24 protein-coding genes and 1 tRNA gene are annotated in these 18,764 nt (G+C 58.5%); 12 read left to right on the forward strand and 13 right to left on the reverse strand.

The window, feature by feature from the left end; all coding sequences use genetic code 11:
- The first annotated feature begins 1 nt into the window (after position 1).
- From hisD to EU803_RS16615, 11 genes are all read left to right on the forward strand, one after another.
- Entirely contained in the window at positions 2–1,306 is a 1,305-nt protein-coding gene (gene hisD, locus EU803_RS16565; RefSeq protein ID WP_129684893.1) for a histidinol dehydrogenase, read from the forward strand.
- 4 nt (positions 1,307–1,310) lie between these two features.
- A complete protein-coding gene (locus EU803_RS16570) occupies positions 1,311–1,790 on the forward strand; it encodes a UPF0262 family protein (RefSeq protein WP_129684895.1) in 480 nt (159 codons plus the stop codon).
- Positions 1,791–1,793: 3 nt separating this feature from the next.
- Positions 1,794–2,270: a low molecular weight phosphatase family protein gene (locus tag EU803_RS16575; protein ID WP_129684896.1), complete on the forward strand. Its 477-nt coding sequence runs from the start codon at positions 1,794–1,796 to the stop codon at positions 2,268–2,270.
- A gap of 7 nt (positions 2,271–2,277) precedes the next feature.
- Positions 2,278–2,682 carry a ketosteroid isomerase-related protein gene (locus EU803_RS16580; RefSeq protein ID WP_129684898.1) on the forward strand — a complete coding sequence of 135 codons (405 nt, stop codon included), beginning with the start codon at positions 2,278–2,280 and terminating at the stop codon, positions 2,680–2,682.
- Complete coding sequence (locus tag EU803_RS16585; protein ID WP_129684900.1) at positions 2,679–3,266, forward strand: GNAT family N-acetyltransferase; 588 nt, start codon at positions 2,679–2,681, stop codon at positions 3,264–3,266. The genes EU803_RS16580 and EU803_RS16585 overlap by 4 nt, the downstream gene beginning before the upstream one ends.
- Entirely contained in the window at positions 3,263–4,147 is an 885-nt protein-coding gene (locus EU803_RS16590; RefSeq protein ID WP_129684902.1) for a carbon-nitrogen hydrolase family protein, read from the forward strand. Before EU803_RS16585 ends, EU803_RS16590 begins: the two co-directional genes overlap by 4 nt.
- Before the next feature lie 83 nt (positions 4,148–4,230).
- Positions 4,231–4,449: a translation initiation factor IF-1 gene (infA, locus tag EU803_RS16595; RefSeq protein ID WP_008186030.1), complete on the forward strand. Its 219-nt coding sequence runs from the start codon at positions 4,231–4,233 to the stop codon at positions 4,447–4,449.
- 85 nt (positions 4,450–4,534) lie between these two features.
- The gene (locus tag EU803_RS16600; protein ID WP_129684904.1) at positions 4,535–5,128 is read left to right on the forward strand and encodes a Maf family protein; all 594 of its coding nucleotides are present in this window, start codon (positions 4,535–4,537) and stop codon (positions 5,126–5,128) included.
- Positions 5,125–6,165, forward strand: a complete 1,041-nt coding sequence (locus EU803_RS16605; RefSeq protein ID WP_129684907.1) for a ribonuclease E/G — start codon at positions 5,125–5,127, stop codon at positions 6,163–6,165. The genes EU803_RS16600 and EU803_RS16605 overlap by 4 nt, the downstream gene beginning before the upstream one ends.
- Entirely contained in the window at positions 6,162–6,344 is a 183-nt protein-coding gene (gene yacG / locus EU803_RS16610; RefSeq protein WP_129684908.1) for a DNA gyrase inhibitor YacG, read from the forward strand. Before EU803_RS16605 ends, yacG begins: the two co-directional genes overlap by 4 nt.
- Positions 6,345–6,436: 92 nt before the next feature.
- Positions 6,437–6,511 (forward strand) — tRNA-Phe (locus EU803_RS16615).
- Between the two features lie 251 nt (positions 6,512–6,762).
- Here EU803_RS16615 and EU803_RS16620 read toward each other — a convergent pair.
- From EU803_RS16620 to EU803_RS16635, 4 genes are all read right to left on the reverse strand, one after another.
- The gene (locus EU803_RS16620) at positions 6,763–7,407 is read right to left on the reverse strand and encodes a hypothetical protein (RefSeq protein ID WP_129684910.1); all 645 of its coding nucleotides are present in this window, start codon (positions 7,405–7,407) and stop codon (positions 6,763–6,765) included.
- On the reverse strand, positions 7,407–7,937 hold the full coding sequence (locus tag EU803_RS16625) for a DarT ssDNA thymidine ADP-ribosyltransferase family protein (RefSeq protein WP_129684912.1): 531 nt from the start codon (positions 7,935–7,937) through the stop codon (positions 7,407–7,409). Before EU803_RS16625 ends, EU803_RS16620 begins: the two co-directional genes overlap by 1 nt.
- Positions 7,938–8,027: 90 nt before the next feature.
- Positions 8,028–9,674 (reverse strand): DUF6119 family protein, encoded by a 1,647-nt coding sequence (locus tag EU803_RS16630; RefSeq protein WP_165352885.1) that lies wholly within the window; start codon positions 9,672–9,674, stop codon positions 8,028–8,030.
- A 100-nt stretch (positions 9,675–9,774) separates the two neighbouring features.
- Entirely contained in the window at positions 9,775–10,005 is a 231-nt protein-coding gene (locus EU803_RS16635; RefSeq protein ID WP_129684916.1) for a helix-turn-helix transcriptional regulator, read from the reverse strand.
- An 86-nt stretch (positions 10,006–10,091) separates the two neighbouring features.
- On the opposite strand from EU803_RS16635, the gene EU803_RS16640 reads away from it, so the two are divergent.
- The gene (locus EU803_RS16640) at positions 10,092–10,307 is read left to right on the forward strand and encodes a hypothetical protein (protein ID WP_129684918.1); all 216 of its coding nucleotides are present in this window, start codon (positions 10,092–10,094) and stop codon (positions 10,305–10,307) included.
- Between the two features lie 342 nt (positions 10,308–10,649).
- Here the strand turns inward: EU803_RS16640 and EU803_RS16645 are convergent, their stop codons facing one another.
- The 9 genes from EU803_RS16645 to EU803_RS16685 form a co-directional block, all read right to left on the reverse strand.
- Positions 10,650–11,264, reverse strand: coding sequence for a recombinase family protein (locus EU803_RS16645; RefSeq protein ID WP_129684920.1), 615 nt, complete (start codon positions 11,262–11,264; stop codon positions 10,650–10,652).
- Positions 11,265–12,192: 928 nt separating this feature from the next.
- The gene (locus EU803_RS16650) at positions 12,193–13,197 is read right to left on the reverse strand and encodes a hypothetical protein (protein WP_129684922.1); all 1,005 of its coding nucleotides are present in this window, start codon (positions 13,195–13,197) and stop codon (positions 12,193–12,195) included.
- Between the two features lie 134 nt (positions 13,198–13,331).
- Entirely contained in the window at positions 13,332–15,671 is a 2,340-nt protein-coding gene (locus EU803_RS16655; protein ID WP_129684924.1) for a hypothetical protein, read from the reverse strand.
- 490 nt (positions 15,672–16,161) lie between these two features.
- Positions 16,162–16,308: a hypothetical protein gene (locus tag EU803_RS18770; protein ID WP_207209231.1), complete on the reverse strand. Its 147-nt coding sequence runs from the start codon at positions 16,306–16,308 to the stop codon at positions 16,162–16,164.
- Positions 16,309–16,438: 130 nt separating this feature from the next.
- Positions 16,439–16,849 (reverse strand): hypothetical protein, encoded by a 411-nt coding sequence (locus EU803_RS16665; protein WP_129684928.1) that lies wholly within the window; start codon positions 16,847–16,849, stop codon positions 16,439–16,441.
- 398 nt (positions 16,850–17,247) lie between these two features.
- Positions 17,248–17,544: a hypothetical protein gene (locus EU803_RS16670; protein WP_129684931.1), complete on the reverse strand. Its 297-nt coding sequence runs from the start codon at positions 17,542–17,544 to the stop codon at positions 17,248–17,250.
- On the reverse strand, positions 17,544–18,026 hold the full coding sequence (locus EU803_RS16675) for a hypothetical protein (RefSeq protein WP_129684933.1): 483 nt from the start codon (positions 18,024–18,026) through the stop codon (positions 17,544–17,546). The genes EU803_RS16670 and EU803_RS16675 overlap by 1 nt, the downstream gene beginning before the upstream one ends.
- Positions 18,010–18,480, reverse strand: coding sequence for a hypothetical protein (locus tag EU803_RS16680; RefSeq protein ID WP_129684935.1), 471 nt, complete (start codon positions 18,478–18,480; stop codon positions 18,010–18,012). Before EU803_RS16680 ends, EU803_RS16675 begins: the two co-directional genes overlap by 17 nt.
- Positions 18,446–18,700 (reverse strand): hypothetical protein, encoded by a 255-nt coding sequence (locus EU803_RS16685; RefSeq protein WP_129684937.1) that lies wholly within the window; start codon positions 18,698–18,700, stop codon positions 18,446–18,448. The genes EU803_RS16680 and EU803_RS16685 overlap by 35 nt, the downstream gene beginning before the upstream one ends.
- Between the last annotated feature and the right edge of the window lie 64 nt (positions 18,701–18,764).

An 18,764-nucleotide genomic window follows, 5' to 3' on the forward strand; every position in this document is an offset into this window, starting at 1 on the left:
CATGCCGCATTTTCTGTCCACCCGTGACGCCGATTTCGAAGCCCGCTTTTCCGCGCTTCTGGGAATGAAGCGCGAAGACAGCCCGGATGTGGATGCCGTCGTGGCCGGAATCATTGCCGATGTGCGGGCGCGTGGCGATGCGGCAGTGATCGACCTGACCGCGAAATTCGACCGTCTGGACCTGACCCCTGCGACCCTGCGGTTTTCCGAGGCCGAGATCGAGGCGGAGTGCGCCAAGGTCAGCCCCGAGGATCGTGCCGCCCTTGAACTCGCCGCGGATCGCATCCGCGCCTACCACGAACGTCAGATGCCGGAAGACGCCCGCTGGGAGGATGCCACCGGTGCCTCGCTTGGCTGGCGCTGGACGGCCGTGTCGGCGGCGGGCCTCTATGTGCCGGGCGGGCTGGCATCCTACCCGTCCTCGGTCCTGATGAACGCGATCCCGGCCAAGGTTGCGGGAGTGTCCCGTCTGGCCATCACCGTGCCGACCCCCGATGGGGTGACGAACCCGCTGGTGATCCTTGCCGCCCGGATTGCCGGGGTGGACGAGATTTACCGCATCGGCGGGGCGCAGGCGATCGCGGCCCTTGCCTATGGCACTGAAACCATCCCGCCCGTGGACAAGATCACCGGGCCGGGCAACGCCTTTGTTGCCGCGGCCAAACGCCGGGTCTTTGGCAAGGTCGGGATCGACATGATCGCGGGGCCGTCTGAAATTCTGGTCATCGCCGACCGCGACAACGACCCGGACTGGATCGCGCTGGACCTGCTAAGCCAGGCCGAACACGACGAAAGCGCCCAGTCGATCCTGATCACCGACGATGCGGCCTTTGGGCAGGCCGTGGCCGCCGCCGTGGACAAACGGCTTGAAACGCTGGAACGCCGGGCCATCGCCGGGGCCAGCTGGCGCGATTTCGGTGCGGTGATCACCGTGGACAGCATGGATCAGGCCGTGGCCCTGTCCGACCGGATCGCGCCCGAACATCTGGAGCTGTGCGTGAACGACGCCGAGGCATTGGCGGCCCGCGTCACCCATGCGGGCGCGATCTTTATCGGGGGCTGGACCCCCGAGGCGATTGGCGATTACATCGGCGGACCCAACCACGTGCTGCCCACCGCCCGGTCGGCCCGGTTTTCAAGTGGATTGTCCGTGATGGATTTCGTCAAACGCACCACCCTTGCCCGCATGACCCCGCAGGCGCTGGCCGCCATCGGCCCCGCCGCTGAACGGCTTGCCACATCCGAAAGCCTTCAGGCGCACGGCCTGTCCGTCCGTGCCCGGCTTGACCGGTTGAACGAGGGGTAGGGCCATGTCGAAGATCATCGAGATTGCCATCGACGACAGCAACCTGCCGCCGCCCACGCCCGAGATCGAGCAGGAGCGCAAGGTTGCCGTGTTCGATTTGCTGGAAGACAATAGCTTCACTCTGCCGGACACTGAGGGGAAGGGCATCCCGCCCGGTCCCTACAAGCTAAACCTTGCGATCCGCGACAGGCGACTGGTGTTTGACATCCGCACCGAGGCCGACGCCCCGGCAGGTGAATTTCATCTGTCGCTTGGGCCGTTCCGTCAGGTGGTGAAGGACTATTTCCAGATCTGCGAAAGCTATTTCGACGCTGTGAAAACCGCCGCCCCCAGCCAGATCGAAACGATCGACATGGCCCGTCGGGGGATTCACAACGAAGGCGCCCGCGTCGTGCAGGAGCGGCTGGAAGGCAAGGCAGAGCTGGACACCGACACCGCCCGCCGCCTGTTCACCCTGATCTGCGTTCTGCACTGGGGAGGCTAACCGGTGGGGGACGGGGACAAAACCTTTCCGCCTTTGCCCCAGTCGGTCCTGTTTTGCTGCGACCATAATTCGGTTCGCTCGCCCATGGCCGAAGGCATCATGAAGAAACTCTACGGGCAGGAATGCTATATCCAGTCCGTCGGCGTGAAGAACGATCTGGAGATCGACGGATTCGCTGTGACCGTCTGTCAGGAGCTTGGCGTGGAACTGTCCCGCCACCGGTCCCGGTCATTCGACGAGATGGAACAATGGGGCGACGACCTGTCGTCCTTCGATCTGGTCATCGCCTTGTCGCCCGCGAGCCAAAGAAGGGCGCTGGAGCTCACCCGGTTCTATCATCTGGACGTAGAGTACTGGCCAATCCTCGACCCCACCGGTCTGGGAGAAAGCCGGGAGGCGCGGTTGGACAGCTACCGCCAGACCCGGGATCAGATCATGGGCCGCCTGATCGAACGCTGGGGCCCCGCAAGAGAGAGTTGAAACGACGATGACCGACGCGCGCGCCACCCTGACCCGCTATTTCGAGGCCTTCAACGCGGGCGACACCGACGCCATGCTGGCCGAGCTGACCGAGGACGTCGCCCACCACGTCAACGAGGGAAAGATCAGGACCGGCAAGGATTTGTTCAGGGCCTTCTGCGATCACATGACCCGTTGCTACAAGGAGGAGCTGACGGACATGGTGATTTTCGCGAACGACGACGGCACCCGCGCGGCGGCCGAATTCATCGTCAACGGCACCTACCTGCAAACCGACGCGGGCCTGCCCGAGGCGCGGGGCCAGACCTACCGCCTGCCGGGCGGGTCGTTCATGGAACTGCGGGACGGAAAGATTTCGCGCGTGACCACCTATTACAACCTTGCCGATTGGGTGGCGCAGGTGGCGGCGTGACGCTGGAGTTTCGCACCCTGACCGGCGCCGAGGTCGAGGCGGCGCTGGATGATCTTGCCCGCCTCCGGATCGAGGTGTTCCGGGCATGGCCCTATCTCTATGACGGCGATCTGGCCTATGAGCGGCAATATATGTCCAGCTATCGCGACAACCCGCGCGCGGTGCTGGTTGCCGCCTTTGACGGGGACCGGATCGTTGGCGCCTCGACCGGGACGCCGCTTCTTGGCCATGACGACCAGTTCGCCAAGGCCTTTGCCGAGGTCGATATCCCCATGGCCGACGTGTTCTATTGCGCCGAATCCGTGCTTTTGCCCGAATATCGGGGGCAGGGGGCGGGCCATGTTTTCTTTGACATGCGAGAGGCGCATGCGCGGTCTCTTGGGTACCTTTATTCCGCGTTCTGCGGGGTGATCCGCCCCGAAGACCACCCCGACCGGCCCGAGGCCTATGTCCCGCTGGACGGATTTTGGCGCAAGCGCGGCTATCGCAAACTGGACGGGGCCATCGCCATTTTCCGCTGGAAAGATCATGGTCAGCCCAGTGAATCCCCGAAACCCCTGCAATTCTGGATCAAGCCACTATGAAAATCGCCGCCTGCGCCTATCGTCCCGAATGGCACCCGACGCCCGCCGCGCTTGAGGCGAAGCTGGCGGCCTGGGTGGCCGATGCGGCGGGGCAGGGGGCCGATCTGTTGGTCTTTCCCGAATACGCGGGTGGAGAGGCGGCGCTGATCGGCACGCCGGAGGGAGAGCCGGACCCCGCAACCTGGGCCGACCGCATGGCCGACCGGGCCGAGGACTGGGCCGCCTTGCACCAGCGGCTGGCACGGGACAACGGCGTCTGGATCCTTGCCGGGTCGCTTTGCGCCCATGACGCGGTGGGCCGAACGGTGAACCGCGCCTATCTATTCGGGCCGCAGGGACAGCTGGACTGGCAGGACAAGCTGATCCTCACCCCCTACGAGCGGCACGAGATGCAAATCTCACCGGGGCACGAGATTCGGCTGTTCAACACCGCGCTGGGCCGGATCGGGGTGCTGATCTGCTATGACAGCGAATTCCCGCTTCAGGCCCGCGCATTGGTCGAGGCCGGGGCGGATATGATCCTTGTCCCATCCGCCACGGATTTTCCCGCCGGGCAGACCCGCGTCCGCCAATCCTGTCGTGCCCGCGCCATCGAAGGGCAATGCCTGATCGTGCAGGCCCCGGTCTTGGGTGGGGTCGCGGGATGTGACGTTTTGGACAGCGGCACGGGCCGCGTCGGGTTCTTCTGCCCGCCCGATTTTGGCCTGCCGTCCGACGGGATCATCGCCCAGGGCGACACCGATGCCCCCGGCTGGGTCATCGCCGATGTGGACCCCGCAGCCATCGCCGCCCCGCGTCAGACCGGGCAGGTTGGCAATTTCGCCCATTGGACGGAACAGGATGGGCGGGTCGAAACGGTCACAATCCGGTCGTTGCGCTGATTGCCCCTTGAAAATCGGCGGTTTCGGGCGCATTTAAGCGCCGGTCGCGCATTCGGGCGCGAAGAACCAATTCAGGAGATCACATGGCCAAGGAAGAACTGCTCGAATTCCCCGGTGTCGTGAAGGAACTCCTGCCGAACGCGACATTCCTGGTCGAGCTGGAAAACGGCCATACGATCATCGCGCATACGGCAGGCAAGATGCGCAAGAACCGCATCCGGGTTCTGGCAGGCGACAAGGTGCAGGTCGAAATGACCCCCTATGACCTGACCAAGGGGCGGATCAACTATCGCTTCAAGTAGGGCGAAACGGCGTTTCGCCCCGCGCGGGTAAACGGTTTGCACGGCAAGCCGTGGCCGTCGCCCGGTGGCATTTCTGGGTGAGGACATGACCGCAGCATCCCCGAAACTGATCCTCGGCTCCGGTTCGCCCCGGCGGCTGGAGTTGTTGGCGCAGATCGGGCTGCGCCCCGATGCGGTGCGCGCACCCGACATCGACGAAACCCCGCAAAAGGGCGAACTGCCCCGCGACTACGTCAAACGTATGGCTCGCGAAAAGGCCGAGGCTGTACCGGCAGAGGTGGGCGAGGTCGTGCTTTGCGCCGATACCACTGTCGCGCTGGGTCGCCGGATCCTGGGCAAGCCCGAGGACGCAGGCGAAGCCGCTGAATTCCTTTACAAACTCTCCGGCCGCCGCCACCGGGTCATCACCGCCATCGCGGCAAAGCGGGATGGGGTGATCAAGGTCCGGGACGTGTTGACCATTGTGCAGATGAAGCGGCTGTCGGACACCGAGGTGAACGCATATCTCGCCACCGGGGACTGGGACGGCAAGGCCGGCGCTTATGCCATCCAGGGGCCCGCCGGGGCTTTCATTCCGTGGATCAACGGATCGTTCACCGGTGTCGTGGGCCTGCCCCTGACCGAAACCGCGGGGTTATTGCAGGCGATGGGATACCCAGTTCACGGAGGCGCGGCATGAAGGGCCGGACAATCATTCTCGACCACATTGGCGGGCGCGAAGCCGCCGCGCGCATGGTCGACGGGCGGCTTGACGATCTTCTGATCGACGATGACAGCCAGCCGCGCCCCGGTGCGATCTTCCGGGCGATCTGTGACCGGCCTCTCAAGGGGCAGGGCGGCATGATGGTGCGCCTGCCCGACGGGCAGACCGGCTTTCTGCGGCAGGGCAAGGGGCTGCGCCCCGGCCAGCCGATCCTGACGCAGGTCACCGGCTATGCCGAGGATGGCAAGGCCGTGCCCCTGACCAACCGGATCCTGTTCAAAAGCCGCTATGCCATCGTCACCCCCGGCGCGCCGGGCATCAACCTGTCGCGGCAGGTCGAGGACGAGGAAGAACGCGCCCGCATCCTTGCCATCGGCCATGCCGAGATGGAGGGGGCGGAGCACGGGCTGATTCTGCGGTCATCCTGTGACGGGGCCGGGGAAGAGGAGATTGCCGAGGACATCGCCGCCATGCTGGCGCTGGCCGAGGCGGTGACAGGCGATGCCGAGGGCACGGACCCCGAGGCGCTGACCGATGGGGACGGGCCCCATGTTCTGGCCTGGCGCGATTGGACCGACCGGGCCGAGGTCGTCACCAAACCGGGCGGATTTGCCCAGCTGGGCGTTCTGGATGAAATCGACGGAATCGGCCGGGCCGAGGTGCCGATCGGCGAGGGAACAATGGTGGTCGAGGCGACCCGCGCATTGGTCGCGGTCGACGTGAACACCGGCGGCGATACATCCCCGGCCGCGGCGCTCAAGGCTAACCTTGCCGCCGCCCGGGCCCTGCCACGCGCGCTGCGTCTGCGTGGGCTGGGCGGACAGATCGTGGTGGATTTCGCGCCCATGTCCAAGGCGCACCGGCGGCAGGTGGAACAATCGCTGCGCGCCGCCTTCAAATCCGACGGGATCGAGACCTCTCTGGTCGGCTGGACCACCATGGGCCTGTTCGAAATGCAGCGCAAACGGGAACGGCTGCCGATGCGGTCCCTGCTGGCCACGGTGCAGGAATGACCTGCCCGATCTGCGGCAAACAGACCGACCCAAAGGCGCGTCCCTTCTGCTCGAAACGCTGCGCCGACATCGACCTGGGCAAGTGGCTGTCAGGCAGTTACGCGATCCCCTCCGAGGACCCGGAAGAGGCCGAAGAGGCGCTTCGGGAGATGGAAGGACAGCTTCGCAAACCGCATTGAAATTTTTGCGACAAAAGCCTCTGGACACCCACCCAAAGCGCGTCTAGAAGGCACCCACCCAAGCGATTGACAAGACAGTCAACGCATCCCGTGCCCGGGTAGCTCAGGGGTAGAGCAGTGGATTGAAAATCCTCGTGTCGGTGGTTCGATTCCGCCCCCGGGCACCACGAATATCCTGTTAGATCAACACCTTACGAGAAGTTTAGCTTCGCGGGAAAATTTCGCGTCACGAGAAAAAGCCAACGTTTTTGGGGGGGGGTTCCGATCTTTTGGCACATCAAGGGGTGACGTAGGGGTGACTCAGTTTAGTCAGATTTGACCTTCTGGAAATGGGGTGATGTGACGATTCGTAGATCGAAACAATATGGCACATGCGCATCGATGTCCGCAGGCCTGTCACGATACCGCAGGACACCAGTCAAACCGGGCTGAGCATATCCGCGAACTTCTCGAAGTTCTCCGCTGCCTCTCGGAGTTTTGAGCGGTTGAGAAGACTCAAATACTCTGCAAACGCGCGGGCTTGGCAGTTCACTTGTTTGGCTGGGTTGAATTCAATGTCGGTGAAAGCTTCATAGTGAACATTGCGGCTGATCCAGTCGGCATGTTCGACAAGGGCCCGGATGTACAGCCAGTCATAGAATGCGCTCTTTGGGGATAGCGGGAAGCGTCTACCATCAAGTTCAAAACGGATGAGTTTGCCTTTGTCTTGATCCCGGATGAAGCGCTTGGCTTCGCGTGGCGTCATGTCAAAAACCTGAGGGAACGGCCCGCCTTTCTCAAAAACTTTTGATCCCTGATACACGCTTTCCAGCGGGCGCTTTCCAACTTCGATGGGGACTTTCAAGCTGAACGCGCTAAGGCGTCTTCCAAGTTCGTCAGCCGACTTGGAAGATATTTCTAGGATGTTCTCGACTCCGTGGCGATGCGCTGCATTGTGCAGAGCTACAATGTTCTTCTTCTTCTGAACCTCAGCAAAACCCGAAGCCCACGGGAACTCGAAGGCTCGTTCTAAGACGAGATTGCGGCCTTCGAACACCGGGAGAAAGACGGGTCGGCTTGCCACTACACAATTCCCGCTATCATTGCGCGCTCCACACCGTTAGGTACCAATATTTCCATTTTCTCTGCCGCTCGGAGGCGAGCATTGACAGCCGGATCGGACCAGTCGGTTCGAGAGTAGATAACTTCAATGTCAATTTGCGCCAATGCCTCATTCAGTGGAAGGATTACGGTATCATTGGCGTTCGCGACACCAAAGGCAATTCTTACACCCGGCACCAGAAGCACTTCCGGGTTGATGGCCAAATACCGGGGGCTTGGTAGCCTCCCCTCATTGTGGGCAACGAACTTCATGGGGTGGTTGGACGTGAAGCAAAGGCTAACATAGGGGTCAATGCCCCTTACAGTGTCCTGAGTGTGGCTCCAATCATTGCCACCTGTGGTGGTTGGCCACCATCCTTCTACGCGCATGCGCTCTTTCGACACTAACCCAAGGCGGTTGATGCTATCGAAGTTGCTTTCGTCAGAGAAGTGATACAGATAACGGTGTTGCGGGCTCCGTTTAATATGGGCGATGAATTCTTCGATCGTCATCTGACTGCCTTTCTTAATTATATTGCAGCTTTTCTATTTTTGAAATGCGGCCAAGAAGTATCCCGGCGTGTCCGCGACAATTCCTTCGAACTATGCTGATGGTGTTGGGATGAAGCGCAAACAAACGTCAAACGACATGCCTTTCAGCATACGTGCTTCGTCACGCAACGTAATCCGGCTAAAAAACGGGATCATAAACTCACCGTTTTTTCGCGGTGCGTCAACGATGTGAAACTCTACCGTCCATCCATCCATCGAGTCGCCCAAGGCGTCTTCTAATGCTTTCGCCGTAGCGGCGTCGGTCAAATCTCCCACTTTCTTCACCAAAGCATCCCGTGCTTCCGGAATCGTCTTGAGGATGCGCGCTGAATTGCTGCCCTGTTTGAAAAAGTGGCTCAACACACTCGACTGACGGGAACTCTTCTTCACGTGGATCAGGCGTTTGTTTGCAATGTCCAGAAGGTCGCACGCCTCAAACTTGCCATGCGGGGATGCAGGCACCATCAGCATTTCCTGATCCAAACAAACCTGACCATATTTCACAGCGCAACGTTGGTTGTAGCTCAACTCGCTTTCGAAACCTGTCTTCTTCCCGTCCTCAGAAACCTTTTTCACAATCATCAAAGGCGGTGTTGCCCAATCCTGCTTGAGCGCACCAAATGCAGCATCGATGTCAGTCTTGAACTGTTGATCCAGCCGAAACCAATCACCCTCGCTGATCGCGTACAGGCCGCCGTTATGAACAACCGATCCCACCAACGCCTTCTTAATACTCCACCGCTTCTTTACCGCTGAATCATTATTGAACTCGGCGAATACGCCATGCTTGCGGGCAATCGTTTCCACATCCAGATCACCGATCTTCTCGCCAAGGGCATTCCGATAGTGCGACATCAGAAGATCGGGAAAGCGGTCCCTCAGTCCCGGTCCCTTTAACCCGTAGTAAACGACATCTTCTTCGGACCAGCCCGGCATGGAAAGCTCGAAGTTGTCTGCCCCGTCGCTAATGATCTCGACGGCCTTTGCATCGAGTTCAGCAAGCACAACACGATCAAGAATGGGCCGAACCTTGTCGATGATATAGAAACCGCTCGACTGATAGTCCGTCGACTGGGATCGGGTCAGCGCTTCTTCCGCGACCTCGGGAAGCTCCGCAAGCGTCATTTCCCGGGTGATCTTTAGTGCAGTCGCACCAGAGACACTGTTGGCGAAGTCATCGTCTTCAATACGACCGGAAATGCGCCTTACGAGATCAAGAGCTTCATCTATTCCGAAAGCTTGAAGGTCTCTCTGAAATGCCGACTGGGAAACGCCTTTTATCGCTTCGCCAAGATTGCTCCTGTCAATTCTTCGAACCTTACTGTCGTCGAGTGAATTGATCGCGACACGCAAGCCGAAATCAGACTCAATTTTTGTGTCGTCGATATACTGCCACCCATGTGCGAAAGTGGTTACAAAGACCCGGTCCACGTGCCTAAAGACAACGACAGCGCATGACGACTTGTTTTTAATAGCCGGGATACCATCGAAAACCCCGGTGACGTCTGAAAACCAAGTTGGATGTTTCGGCACATTCTCAAACACAAAAACGGACGCAGCTTCCCCTAGATCATCAGTGTCCGAAAGAGTTACATCACCCGCCTTAATTCTGTCCTTGGCCGTCTCAGTGAAAACATCCTCAAAATCGGTTACGTCTTCTTTCGCAAGGTAAAGTGAATACGTCTTCGATTTGCCCAACCGGGAATCCTTTTCCAAAAAGAGTCGCGCTAAAATTGAGTATCCATGGCTCCTGTTCTCCCGTCAAGAAATGCTCGGCTTCGTTTCCACCGGAAGGCAGTCACTCCGAAGAGTTAAGCAAATCCCCGGCTGGGATGCCCAGCGCGTTTGCAATCCGCTCAACAGATACCAACGACGGATTGCGCAAACGCCGTTCGCAACCGCTGACATAGGTCCTGTCAAGATTGGCCCGATGTGCCAACTCTTCCTGAGAAATTCCGAGGCGCAAACGCTCTTCACGCATACGCACCGCAAAAACCCCAACCAGTTCTGAATCAACCACCTTTGCCATGCACAACGAATGTGTTGTTGCAGACTATGGGACCACGGACTATGAGTAACGTCAGCAATTTCAACTAAGCGAAAAGATGGTGGCGAATGTTTATTCTCAGTTTGATTGGTGCGTTGGGCATGATTTTGGGTGCCCTTGCGGTATGGGCCGGATACAACGAACAAGACGTGATCTGGATGGCAAGTGGTCTAAGCAGTGTGATTTCGGGCATTCTGTTCATAGCGCTCGACAAGGGCCTGACCCTACTCAAGGAAATCCGCGATGCACTGGTCGGTGAACATACCAGCCGTGTCGAGGAATGACGCCTCTCACACTGACGGCAACCAGAAGCTTGTGAAACACGCGGATAACATCCGTATCAAATTTTGAGTCTACGAAACCGGCGGCAAGGGGGGGTCCACCTATACTGCACTCTGCGGGTCCCCGCCTTCGTCGGTGGCTAACGATAACGTTCGGTGATCTGCTACGCACGCGCAGTTGCCCCCGCGCCGGATGGCGCACGGGGTAGGTACCCGGACGGGTCCCTCAAATCTTAATCATCGGGGGACGTCCGGCCTACAGGCTTCAACAAGCCCAAGGACGGTTCGCGCCGTTGGCCTGCCACGCAGGCGATCGTTGGGTTGGCGGGGTGACGGTGGGCCGCGTCAGCGGCCCCGTGCCATCCCTTCGCGGTGATCCCGCAGAATGCGGAAGACGGATGCACGCCCAATCTCAAGCTGCTTGGCGATCTCGTCCGGCTTGAAACCACGTTCCCTGAGCTTGAGGACTTCTGGCGTTTTTGCGCGGGCGGTTGGCTTGCGGCCCTTGTATTTTCCATCCCGTTTGGCCTTCGCGATGCCATAGGCCCTACGCTCTGCCAACCGATCTCGCTCGAACTGAGCGACAGCACCCATCATCCTGACAAGCAGCATCTGCGTGGGGTCTTCGGCGTCCAGCGGGTTCTTGGATAGGTCGGGCAGAAGCCAAATCACATTGGGGTTCTCGGGGTGTGTTATGGCCGCGTCAGCGGCGGCCAAATCGCGAAATGCGCGGTCCATCTTTGCCGCACATATACAGATTTTCCGCTCGGGAGTCGCCAGTCTGTTCGCTTTGGCAAGCATGTTCTCAAACACCGGACGCGGACCACGTGTGCTGGCTTCCTCTGGGTTCAAGTTCTCGTCGGCAACGCCTAGCTCTTTCAGTGTGGCGATCTGGTCCTCCCAACCCGCCGCTTGGGTGACACGATCTACCGACACGCGGATGTATCCCCATTTTTCCATTTCAGAACACCTCTCAGTATCATACGCCCCTAGAAGGCATGATATAGTATCAATAGGATGATTCGCTAGGTATTTTGATACTATTCTGGGTGCAATATCACGGTATTTCTGGGTACGTGCCTATTGAGACCTGCTCTGGCCCAGAAACCCACGTGCTTTCTCAGTGCTGCGCCCGGCCCAACGTTGCGTTGCCCAAGGAGGTTTTTGTTATGTAAGTCCACCCGGAGGGAAGTTCATTGAAGTCTCTGCGAACCAATTAAGTCATGACGCTCCCCAGCGCAAAAACGCGAACTCGTCAAAATGGCTGGTTGTCAAAAGGCAGGGGGCACCCATCGAGACTAAGGTGTTAACGAATTTGATTTTGTCCTGCACGCCCAAACAGCCACGACTTAAGCGAAAAGCTCCAATCTCGGCACCAAGGTTCATGCCTGCGCATTCTCAGCGTATCGCAACAAAAGCTGGCATAAAATCCTGTCAGGCGAGTCTCTGTGGGACTTTGGTCGGTGTTTCTGGGTCAGTTTTTCAAACTGAAACTTCCCGCAACCTTGTTAACTGGCTCGCCCACGCGAACCGGACCGCAACTGCACAAGAGCGCCGGTTTGATTGCATTAGCGGTAACTGCCATACCAATGCGGCATTTTCAACAATCCCACGGCCTGCATAGGGTGCGTGGCGGTGCATAGGGGTAGTGCAACGCTGCACGACACTCTGCTCTGGTTTTATCTTGGCGACCGGCGGGAGCGAGGATTGAAAAATTGGATTTGAAAGTGCTCTTGATTGGCCATTGCCCCTATGCACCCATATGCAGGACCCGTGAGACCCAACAAACGTTGGGCAAAACTGCATAGGGGGCGCATTTCGCGCCCTATGCTGCCCCCTATGACAATCCGTTTGTCGTTATGCACTGCTCTCCGCTGTTCGACGGGCCTTAGATCACGCGGTGAAGAGTTTTTCTGTTCGGGTCTCCCCGCCAGTGAGGTTTACGCCATGCGATCCCGCCCCATCGGGTCGCAAACAAATGCCCTCGCACAAGGTGGCGAGCAGCCGTTTTTCGCTTTCGACGTTCGGCTTGTGCCGGTGTCTCATACCATCGCTGTATTTCGGGATCGGTGAGGCGCAGCGTGACTATGGAGAGGCGGTCTTCAAAGGATCTGTCTTCGTAAACGGCTTTCTTAGTACGTGCCGGTCGACGCGAACGCGGATTGGCTGCAGAACGCTGATCGCGCTTCAATTCTGGGGCTTCTACCTGAAGGATTGCTCCAAGCGCTATTGCTGCGGCAATCGCAACTGTACGTAGCACCCCGTCCCAACCATGTGCATCTTGGTCGGGTGTCCCGCCAAGTGCAAGCAACCTGTTCGTCATCCATGCCATGTGCACCGCATCATCGTACGGGATACCATCTTGCTCAAATGCTCGGATGAAAACGTCGACTTCTGGTCTGTGGAATGCTGCTGCGAGCATGGCGTCCGGTGACTGAAAAGGAAAAGGCTCGGACGTGCTCAATCGAACGCGCCATGTTCCGACGCCAACAAGTCGCGTACGCCAATCTGCCGACCATTTTCGGTGCGGGATTTCCCCATTTATCCACGCCAGCGTTAGTTCGACTTCGTTGCCATCGGGCACCATCAAAACACCGATGCGCGGGAAGGTTTTGATTAACTGCTGTGCAAGGGGCTCGTCCATATGCATGACCCGCATCAGGAGGGGGGCCAGCACCTTTGTGGAAGTCTCGGCAAAAATTGTTCTGGGGTGTGCGCAGATGATGCCGGAAATCCGCTCTAATTGCCCGGCGCTTTCCAACCGAAGCTCGTGGCACAGCGTCATTGCACTTGCCTCAACCGCGAATAGCTCTGCGTCTTCCAAGCGTGATCGCATCTGAGAAAGATTGGGGTCACTGCTGGTCGAGCGCAGCAAAGCATCGGCTAAATACATGCTAGGTTCCGAGAAAATCAGTTATCGAATACGAGATAGGCAATCCCCAGCAAGTTTTCGATACTCATGACCAGCATTGTTGAGAGTTAATGCGTCAGCGGGCCAAATAGTGCGCCCGCTGACGCGGGCCGGTATCACTTGGCAGGCTGTTTGCGCATCACGTATTCCGTGGCACCGGTACGCAACTTGCGTTCCACGAAAGTCACTTCGTACCGTGTGCCGTCCACCACGGTTTCATGTGTTTCGTCGGCAAACCGCACCATCATCTTTCCAAACGGTCCGGCCGCCTTGTCCTTGAAGAACCGCCCCGTTTCCTTGTCGTAGCCACTGTTTTCCAGCAGGATCGGGAAGCCGTCGTTTGCCTCGTTCTCCTTATCGGCGATTCCGATCAGCGACGGCACCTTGCCCGGTTTGTCCACCCGATCCGAATCCGTCGCTACACGGAATGGCTGCCCGTCGGAATAGCATGCCGCCAGTTCGAAGATGAATTTCTCCTTGGCAAGGGTTGCGCTATCCTTGGCGGATGCCTCCAACTGCACGCGGTTGCCGAGAAAGCCCTTAACGCCAGCGTCATTCAGAATGCCGCCGATCACGCCGGACCAGTTCTCATAGCTGTTGAGCACGGCGCTTTCATCGCGCTTCATACCGCTTGCCACCCAGTTCTGGATCAACGTCAAACACGCCCAGACCAGCCGTCCACGGTTATCCCGAGCATATTTGCGAATGTCCGGGTGCCGCCACCCCGCACGTTTTTCTGGATGAGCGGTTTTCGCATCCAGATCGACCAGCACCAGACGGCGCACAAGTTCACCGGTCATTTGGACATGGTTGCCCGTGAACGTCAGGAGCACCCGCACCTCAGCTTCGATAGACTCGTTGTCACCGAGTTTGCGTCCTTTGTACTTCGGTGCTGTCAGGACCGAGGCCAGTTCGCCGCTGTTGATACGCTTGTCAACGTTGTCGAAGTTGCAGAGCACCGAACCATCGGTCATCACGGTCAGGAGAGTCTTGACCATTTCTTCCTTGGATGTGGGAAGCGACATAGCTGGCACTTCGCTGCCGGTGGCGATGATGGAAAACACGTCCATCAACAGCGATGCTCCGGTGCCGGGCTGAGGCTTGCCAACCAACATACCGGGCACCGGCGACCCTGTGAACATTTCACGGCAGAACATAGTCAACAGCATCGCCAGAAGGTTTGCCACCGCAGGAACACCCTCACCATTGAGCACCGTTTCCACGATCTCGTCGCGTTGCATGCCTCCAAGCGGGAAGTCAGCGAACACCTCTTCGACGAGAAGCCGGACGGCCTCCCGCACGTCTTCCTCAGAGGGCTTGGTGTCGACACGGGGCAGGTCCATCTTCCAGTCAGGGGAATAGTAGATTCCGCTGTCATGCAGACCCGGCGTGTGGATCAGGCTGCCATTGAACGCGAATGTCGGCGTCGAGGTGATACCGCGAAGAACCGGCCAACGCGTGCGCATATTGCCATAGATTTGAGCATTCACATCGTCTGGAACCGAAACCCTGCGTTTGACTTCGTCCCCACCTGCTGTGGTGCGAGCGTGCTGCCACGCTGAGACGTTATTCAGCAGCACCTTGTGCTGCTTTTCGATCAGCGGACGAATGCGAGGCAAGCCCGCCGAAGACGTTTCGATATGCGCGGGTTCATCCATATAGCGGAAGATTGTGGGCTTCTTTGCGTTGGCTCCTTCGATCCGCCGTGTCCCATCCTCCACCATATCCGGGAAGCCCCATTGGTTTACAACTGGGATCGCTTCGTTGTCTTCAGCACCCGGCTCCCCGGCCTTACCAGCGGTGCGCCAGAGGTGGCGCACATCGGTTTTGGGGAGGTTGGTGAAGCCTCCACCGCTCTTTGCCAGCGCCTCAGTATAGTGAGCGCGGGTCGGCTTGTCGGCTCCGATCCGTTCACCGAGGAATTTGACCAACTGGGCTTCTGTAGTGTCGGGGCTGATGTCTGCGGCACGAATATCCGCGTCTACCTCGTCACGAGTCCGCGTCAGCGGTTGTGAGGTCTGGTCTTTGGTCTTTTCGAGTTTCGGTTTTGCTGATTTCTGTTTGGTCTCTGAACCGGCCTTGGAGGTTTTCAACTGGTCAGAATTCACAACCGTCAGACGGGGCCGCTCCTGCGGCAGGCTTACAGGGTCCATCTTGACCCCGGCCAAAGCCGCCCAACGGGCGACGGCTTTGCGATTCACTCCGCCACGAACTGAGAAACGCTGTTTAACCAACCCCAGAAAATCCACGCGGGGGAGCCATGCATTCAGCGAGTCAGTTTCGATACCGCCCAGCGCCATCTTCTCCGCCTCGATCAGCGGTTTCATTACCTTGTCGGCATCCTCCGGGGTTTTGTGGTGTTTAGGAATCTGGGAAAGAGCGTCGTACGCTTCTTCCAACTTGGCGGCTACGTCCGGGCCGTACTCTTGGTATTTTTTGGTGGCAGTCTTCGCCATGTTCAGATTCTCCGAAATTCGGCAGCCGATACCACTCCGTCGAAACGGATTTCTTGCCGACTTCAGTCGGGTAGATACACGTCGCCCTTCGCGAAAAACTCCGCGTTCAAGGCTTCGTCGGTGATTGGCTGCGCTTTAGGTTCTAATGGGAAAGGATGAAATCCAATCCCAGCGCGGGGGTGTCCACGGACGATCAACCGTGGACGGTGCAAGAACGAGGTCGGTTAAAACCCCAGTTGCCGCATAATTGCCACGGACGCAGGCCCATGTCCAGCAATTTTCACGATTCGGTCTAAAAAAATCGTGTTATATCAAAAGTTTAGCTTGGTGGAAATTGCAATTGGAGCCGGAAAATGCAACCGTCAAATCTTGCGTCAGATAGGAAAAAATGGTAAGAAAAAGTGGCGTTTAGGTTCACACCGGACGATCTCCATATCCGGTTGCGCAAATAAGACTGGCGAGGGTCGTTCAGGCCCTCGCCTTTTGCATTTCAGTAGAGAAACCACGTCGCATCCACCGCGACATGACCGACATTTCGGCGGATCGGTTTCGGCGGAACATCGTCACCCAGTACCCAAGACACCAGTTCACCCACATCCCGGATGCTGACCCCATCGGCATCCGCATGAAGCTGCAAGGTCTTACACAAGTCTTCTCGTGTCCGGCACTCATGGGAAAACCGGGCATTACGGCTGACAAGGCAGCAGGGCAAACGAACGTCGGCACACTCGCCCCACTGCCCGAAGAATTGCCCCAATGGTCCCAGTTCAAACGTCTTCATTCCAACGGTCCAACAGGTCAGCAGGAAGGGTTACAGTCATGGTCGGTTCGTTACCCGGAGCATCGGACCAGATGATGCGACTCCCCCGCTGACGCGGGCGCATGCCGCACATACGGAGCGCCATGTTCACTGATTTGGCCCCCAGCGCGTCGCGCAACTCACAGGCGTCTACTGTGACGAAACAAAAGTCAGAACGGTGAAGATCGCTATAGATATGTGCATCCAACGCGCGGGCCAGTTCAAAGGCTTCGCCGGGGTAATCAGCCCAGCAAAACGCCTCGATGAAGCCGGACAGCATTACTTCCTCTGTATCTGTGGGATCGGCTCCAACCCCGATGGCATCCCGCATCGCAGTGTGAAGTTTCGAGCGTTTGGCACGATTGAGATTGATTTGCATGGTCAGGTTTCCATTTAGGTTTCTCCTGTCGGGTTGGAGTGCTTGTGTTGGTCGGGTATTGGGTCGCTCATCCCGAGCGATTTACTGTACGTCGTTGCCGGGCGCGGCGTTTGGATGCGCGCTCACATTCGCGGCAGGCTGGTGGACCGTTCCGCCCGAGCCGCCGCAGAGCGAAATGACCGTTCCGGCAGGCCTCGGCGCGCATGATCCAGTTCAGGCTTTGCTCTCGCGCGCGGTCTTCCGTCACCACACGGCGCGCTGTACCGTCCCCACAAACAATGTAAGCCTCTCCGGGGTCCCAGTGCCGCCCAAAAAGGGCTTGCGCCTCTGTAGGGTTCACAACGGTTCCAGCAGGCATCGGACGGATCAGAGTTGCGCACCAAGGCAAAGAATTCCGGTCAGTTGTCATTGGGAAGGAACTCAAAAAGGCGCTGAGCGGCGTGCAACAGGAGCCCACCGTCATCTACCGGTGGTTGGGGTCCATTGTTTGGCACTCCCGTCTCGGGCGGAAGATCGTCCAAAGTCTTCGACAAACGGTCAAGTCCACTCGACAAGGTTGAGGCGCAGGCTTCGATCTGCCGAATCCGTGCGTCGATAATGCGCGGGTCTGTGTCATCCAAAGAAGCGGTCAGCGCTTTCAACTCTGAAAGAGAGGTGGTGCAGACAAAGACCAAGGCTTCCAGTTGCGTGCTCATCAGCTAATCTCCAAGATGCGCCGGGCAAACGTTTCGGCACCGTCTGGATCATTGGTATCAATAGCGGGGCGCTCTACGCGCTGAGAGACTCGCGCATGCCTTCCAACGTGCCGGGTCAAGCTGGCTTTCAGGGCGGTGCTCAGCCGATCAGCACCGTGCGCACTGGCCACTTTTGCAGCGTGCATGAGAGCAGTGCTGACGTCATCCATGAGCAACAGGATAGATTGTGGCGACGTGTTGATCTCACGCGGCGCGGCAGCATCAGCTTTCCGCTTGGCCAACCACGCCCGGCGATCCGCCGTTTTTGCCGCCATTCGACTGGCCTGAACCCTTGCGGAGGGCGTCGGTTCCGGCTTCGGGTATCCTTCCGCGGACTCGCACCATGCGGCAAGGTAGGTGAGCCCGTCGATACCGACCAAACGCGCGAAGCGTTCTGCCCGGCCATTAAGCGGATTGCTACCGGGTTCAGGCAAAGCGTTCATCGAGCCGTTCCGAAATATACGCTTCTTTCGCACGGGAAAGCACATCGTTGCCCCGCCGCTGCATGGCGAGGGCTTCGCCCGGCTTCAAGGATGCGAAGAACATGGATTCAAGCTCAGCGCGACGGGTGGCTGAACTGAATTCGAGGTTGCGTTGGGCCATGTCATCGCCCTGAATAAGGGCGCGGGAGAACCCGCGCATAACCGCTGCGTCGTCGGGATTGATTTCTTCGGTGCCGCCAGTGACCAAATGATGAAAAACGCGAGGGTCGCCAACGAGGCTATTCACCAGCGTATCCACCATGATCGGGCTCAGTGAATCGCCGTGCAAAGCAGCGGCATGTACGCGGAAAGAATTCTCGATTTTTTCGAGGCGGGCACGCTCTCCGGCGTGCAATGAGTTGCGGGTGATGCGAGGTGTGTTAGTCATTTCCTTTGTTCCGTTGTTGTAGGTCAAGGTGTGCCAGTTCGGTTTCCATTTCTGGCGTGAACCACACCTGCTGACGCAGGACGGGCACCAGAGAAGCAAGACGCCAGTACCGGCGAGGCCGCCCGCCATTTGGGCCGGGTTGTGCGGTAAAGTTCCGAAGAGCGGGGTCGCGGAAAAACTTGCGGCAACTGAAATCCGAAAGTCCGCAGGCAACGGCCACGTCCCGCATGGAAAGGGTGTAGTCCATGTTGGTTCTCGATGATTGGAGATTGCTCATTGCCCTGAAAAGGCACCGCACCACCGGCACGCTG

The organism is Loktanella sp. IMCC34160, assembly GCF_004145845.1.
Lineage (GTDB): Bacteria > Pseudomonadota > Alphaproteobacteria > Rhodobacterales > Rhodobacteraceae > SELP01.

Excerpts from the sequence above, each read along its gene's own strand:
- hisD (WP_129684893.1), top strand. The coding sequence starts at position 2 with ATGCCGCATTTTCTGTCCACCCGTGACGCCGATTTCGAAGCCCGCTTT.
- EU803_RS16570 (WP_129684895.1), top strand. The coding sequence starts at position 1,311 with ATGTCGAAGATCATCGAGATTGCCATCGACGACAGCAACCTGCCGCCG.
- EU803_RS16580 (WP_129684898.1), top strand. The coding sequence starts at position 2,278 with ATGACCGACGCGCGCGCCACCCTGACCCGCTATTTCGAGGCCTTCAAC.
- EU803_RS16590 (WP_129684902.1), top strand. The coding sequence starts at position 3,263 with ATGAAAATCGCCGCCTGCGCCTATCGTCCCGAATGGCACCCGACGCCC.
- infA (WP_008186030.1), top strand. The coding sequence starts at position 4,231 with ATGGCCAAGGAAGAACTGCTCGAATTCCCCGGTGTCGTGAAGGAACTC.
- EU803_RS16600 (WP_129684904.1), top strand. The coding sequence starts at position 4,535 with ATGACCGCAGCATCCCCGAAACTGATCCTCGGCTCCGGTTCGCCCCGG.
- EU803_RS16605 (WP_129684907.1), top strand. The coding sequence starts at position 5,125 with ATGAAGGGCCGGACAATCATTCTCGACCACATTGGCGGGCGCGAAGCC.
- yacG (WP_129684908.1), top strand. The coding sequence starts at position 6,162 with ATGACCTGCCCGATCTGCGGCAAACAGACCGACCCAAAGGCGCGTCCC.
- EU803_RS16625 (WP_129684912.1), bottom strand. The coding sequence starts at position 7,937 with ATGACGATCGAAGAATTCATCGCCCATATTAAACGGAGCCCGCAACAC.
- EU803_RS16635 (WP_129684916.1), bottom strand. The coding sequence starts at position 10,005 with ATGGCAAAGGTGGTTGATTCAGAACTGGTTGGGGTTTTTGCGGTGCGT.
- EU803_RS16640 (WP_129684918.1), top strand. The coding sequence starts at position 10,092 with ATGTTTATTCTCAGTTTGATTGGTGCGTTGGGCATGATTTTGGGTGCC.
- EU803_RS16645 (WP_129684920.1), bottom strand. The coding sequence starts at position 11,264 with ATGGAAAAATGGGGATACATCCGCGTGTCGGTAGATCGTGTCACCCAA.
- EU803_RS16650 (WP_129684922.1), bottom strand. The coding sequence starts at position 13,197 with ATGTATTTAGCCGATGCTTTGCTGCGCTCGACCAGCAGTGACCCCAAT.
- EU803_RS16655 (WP_129684924.1), bottom strand. The coding sequence starts at position 15,671 with ATGGCGAAGACTGCCACCAAAAAATACCAAGAGTACGGCCCGGACGTA.
- EU803_RS16665 (WP_129684928.1), bottom strand. The coding sequence starts at position 16,849 with ATGCAAATCAATCTCAATCGTGCCAAACGCTCGAAACTTCACACTGCG.
- EU803_RS16670 (WP_129684931.1), bottom strand. The coding sequence starts at position 17,544 with ATGAGCACGCAACTGGAAGCCTTGGTCTTTGTCTGCACCACCTCTCTT.
- EU803_RS16675 (WP_129684933.1), bottom strand. The coding sequence starts at position 18,026 with ATGAACGCTTTGCCTGAACCCGGTAGCAATCCGCTTAATGGCCGGGCA.
- EU803_RS16685 (WP_129684937.1), bottom strand. The coding sequence starts at position 18,700 with ATGGACTACACCCTTTCCATGCGGGACGTGGCCGTTGCCTGCGGACTT.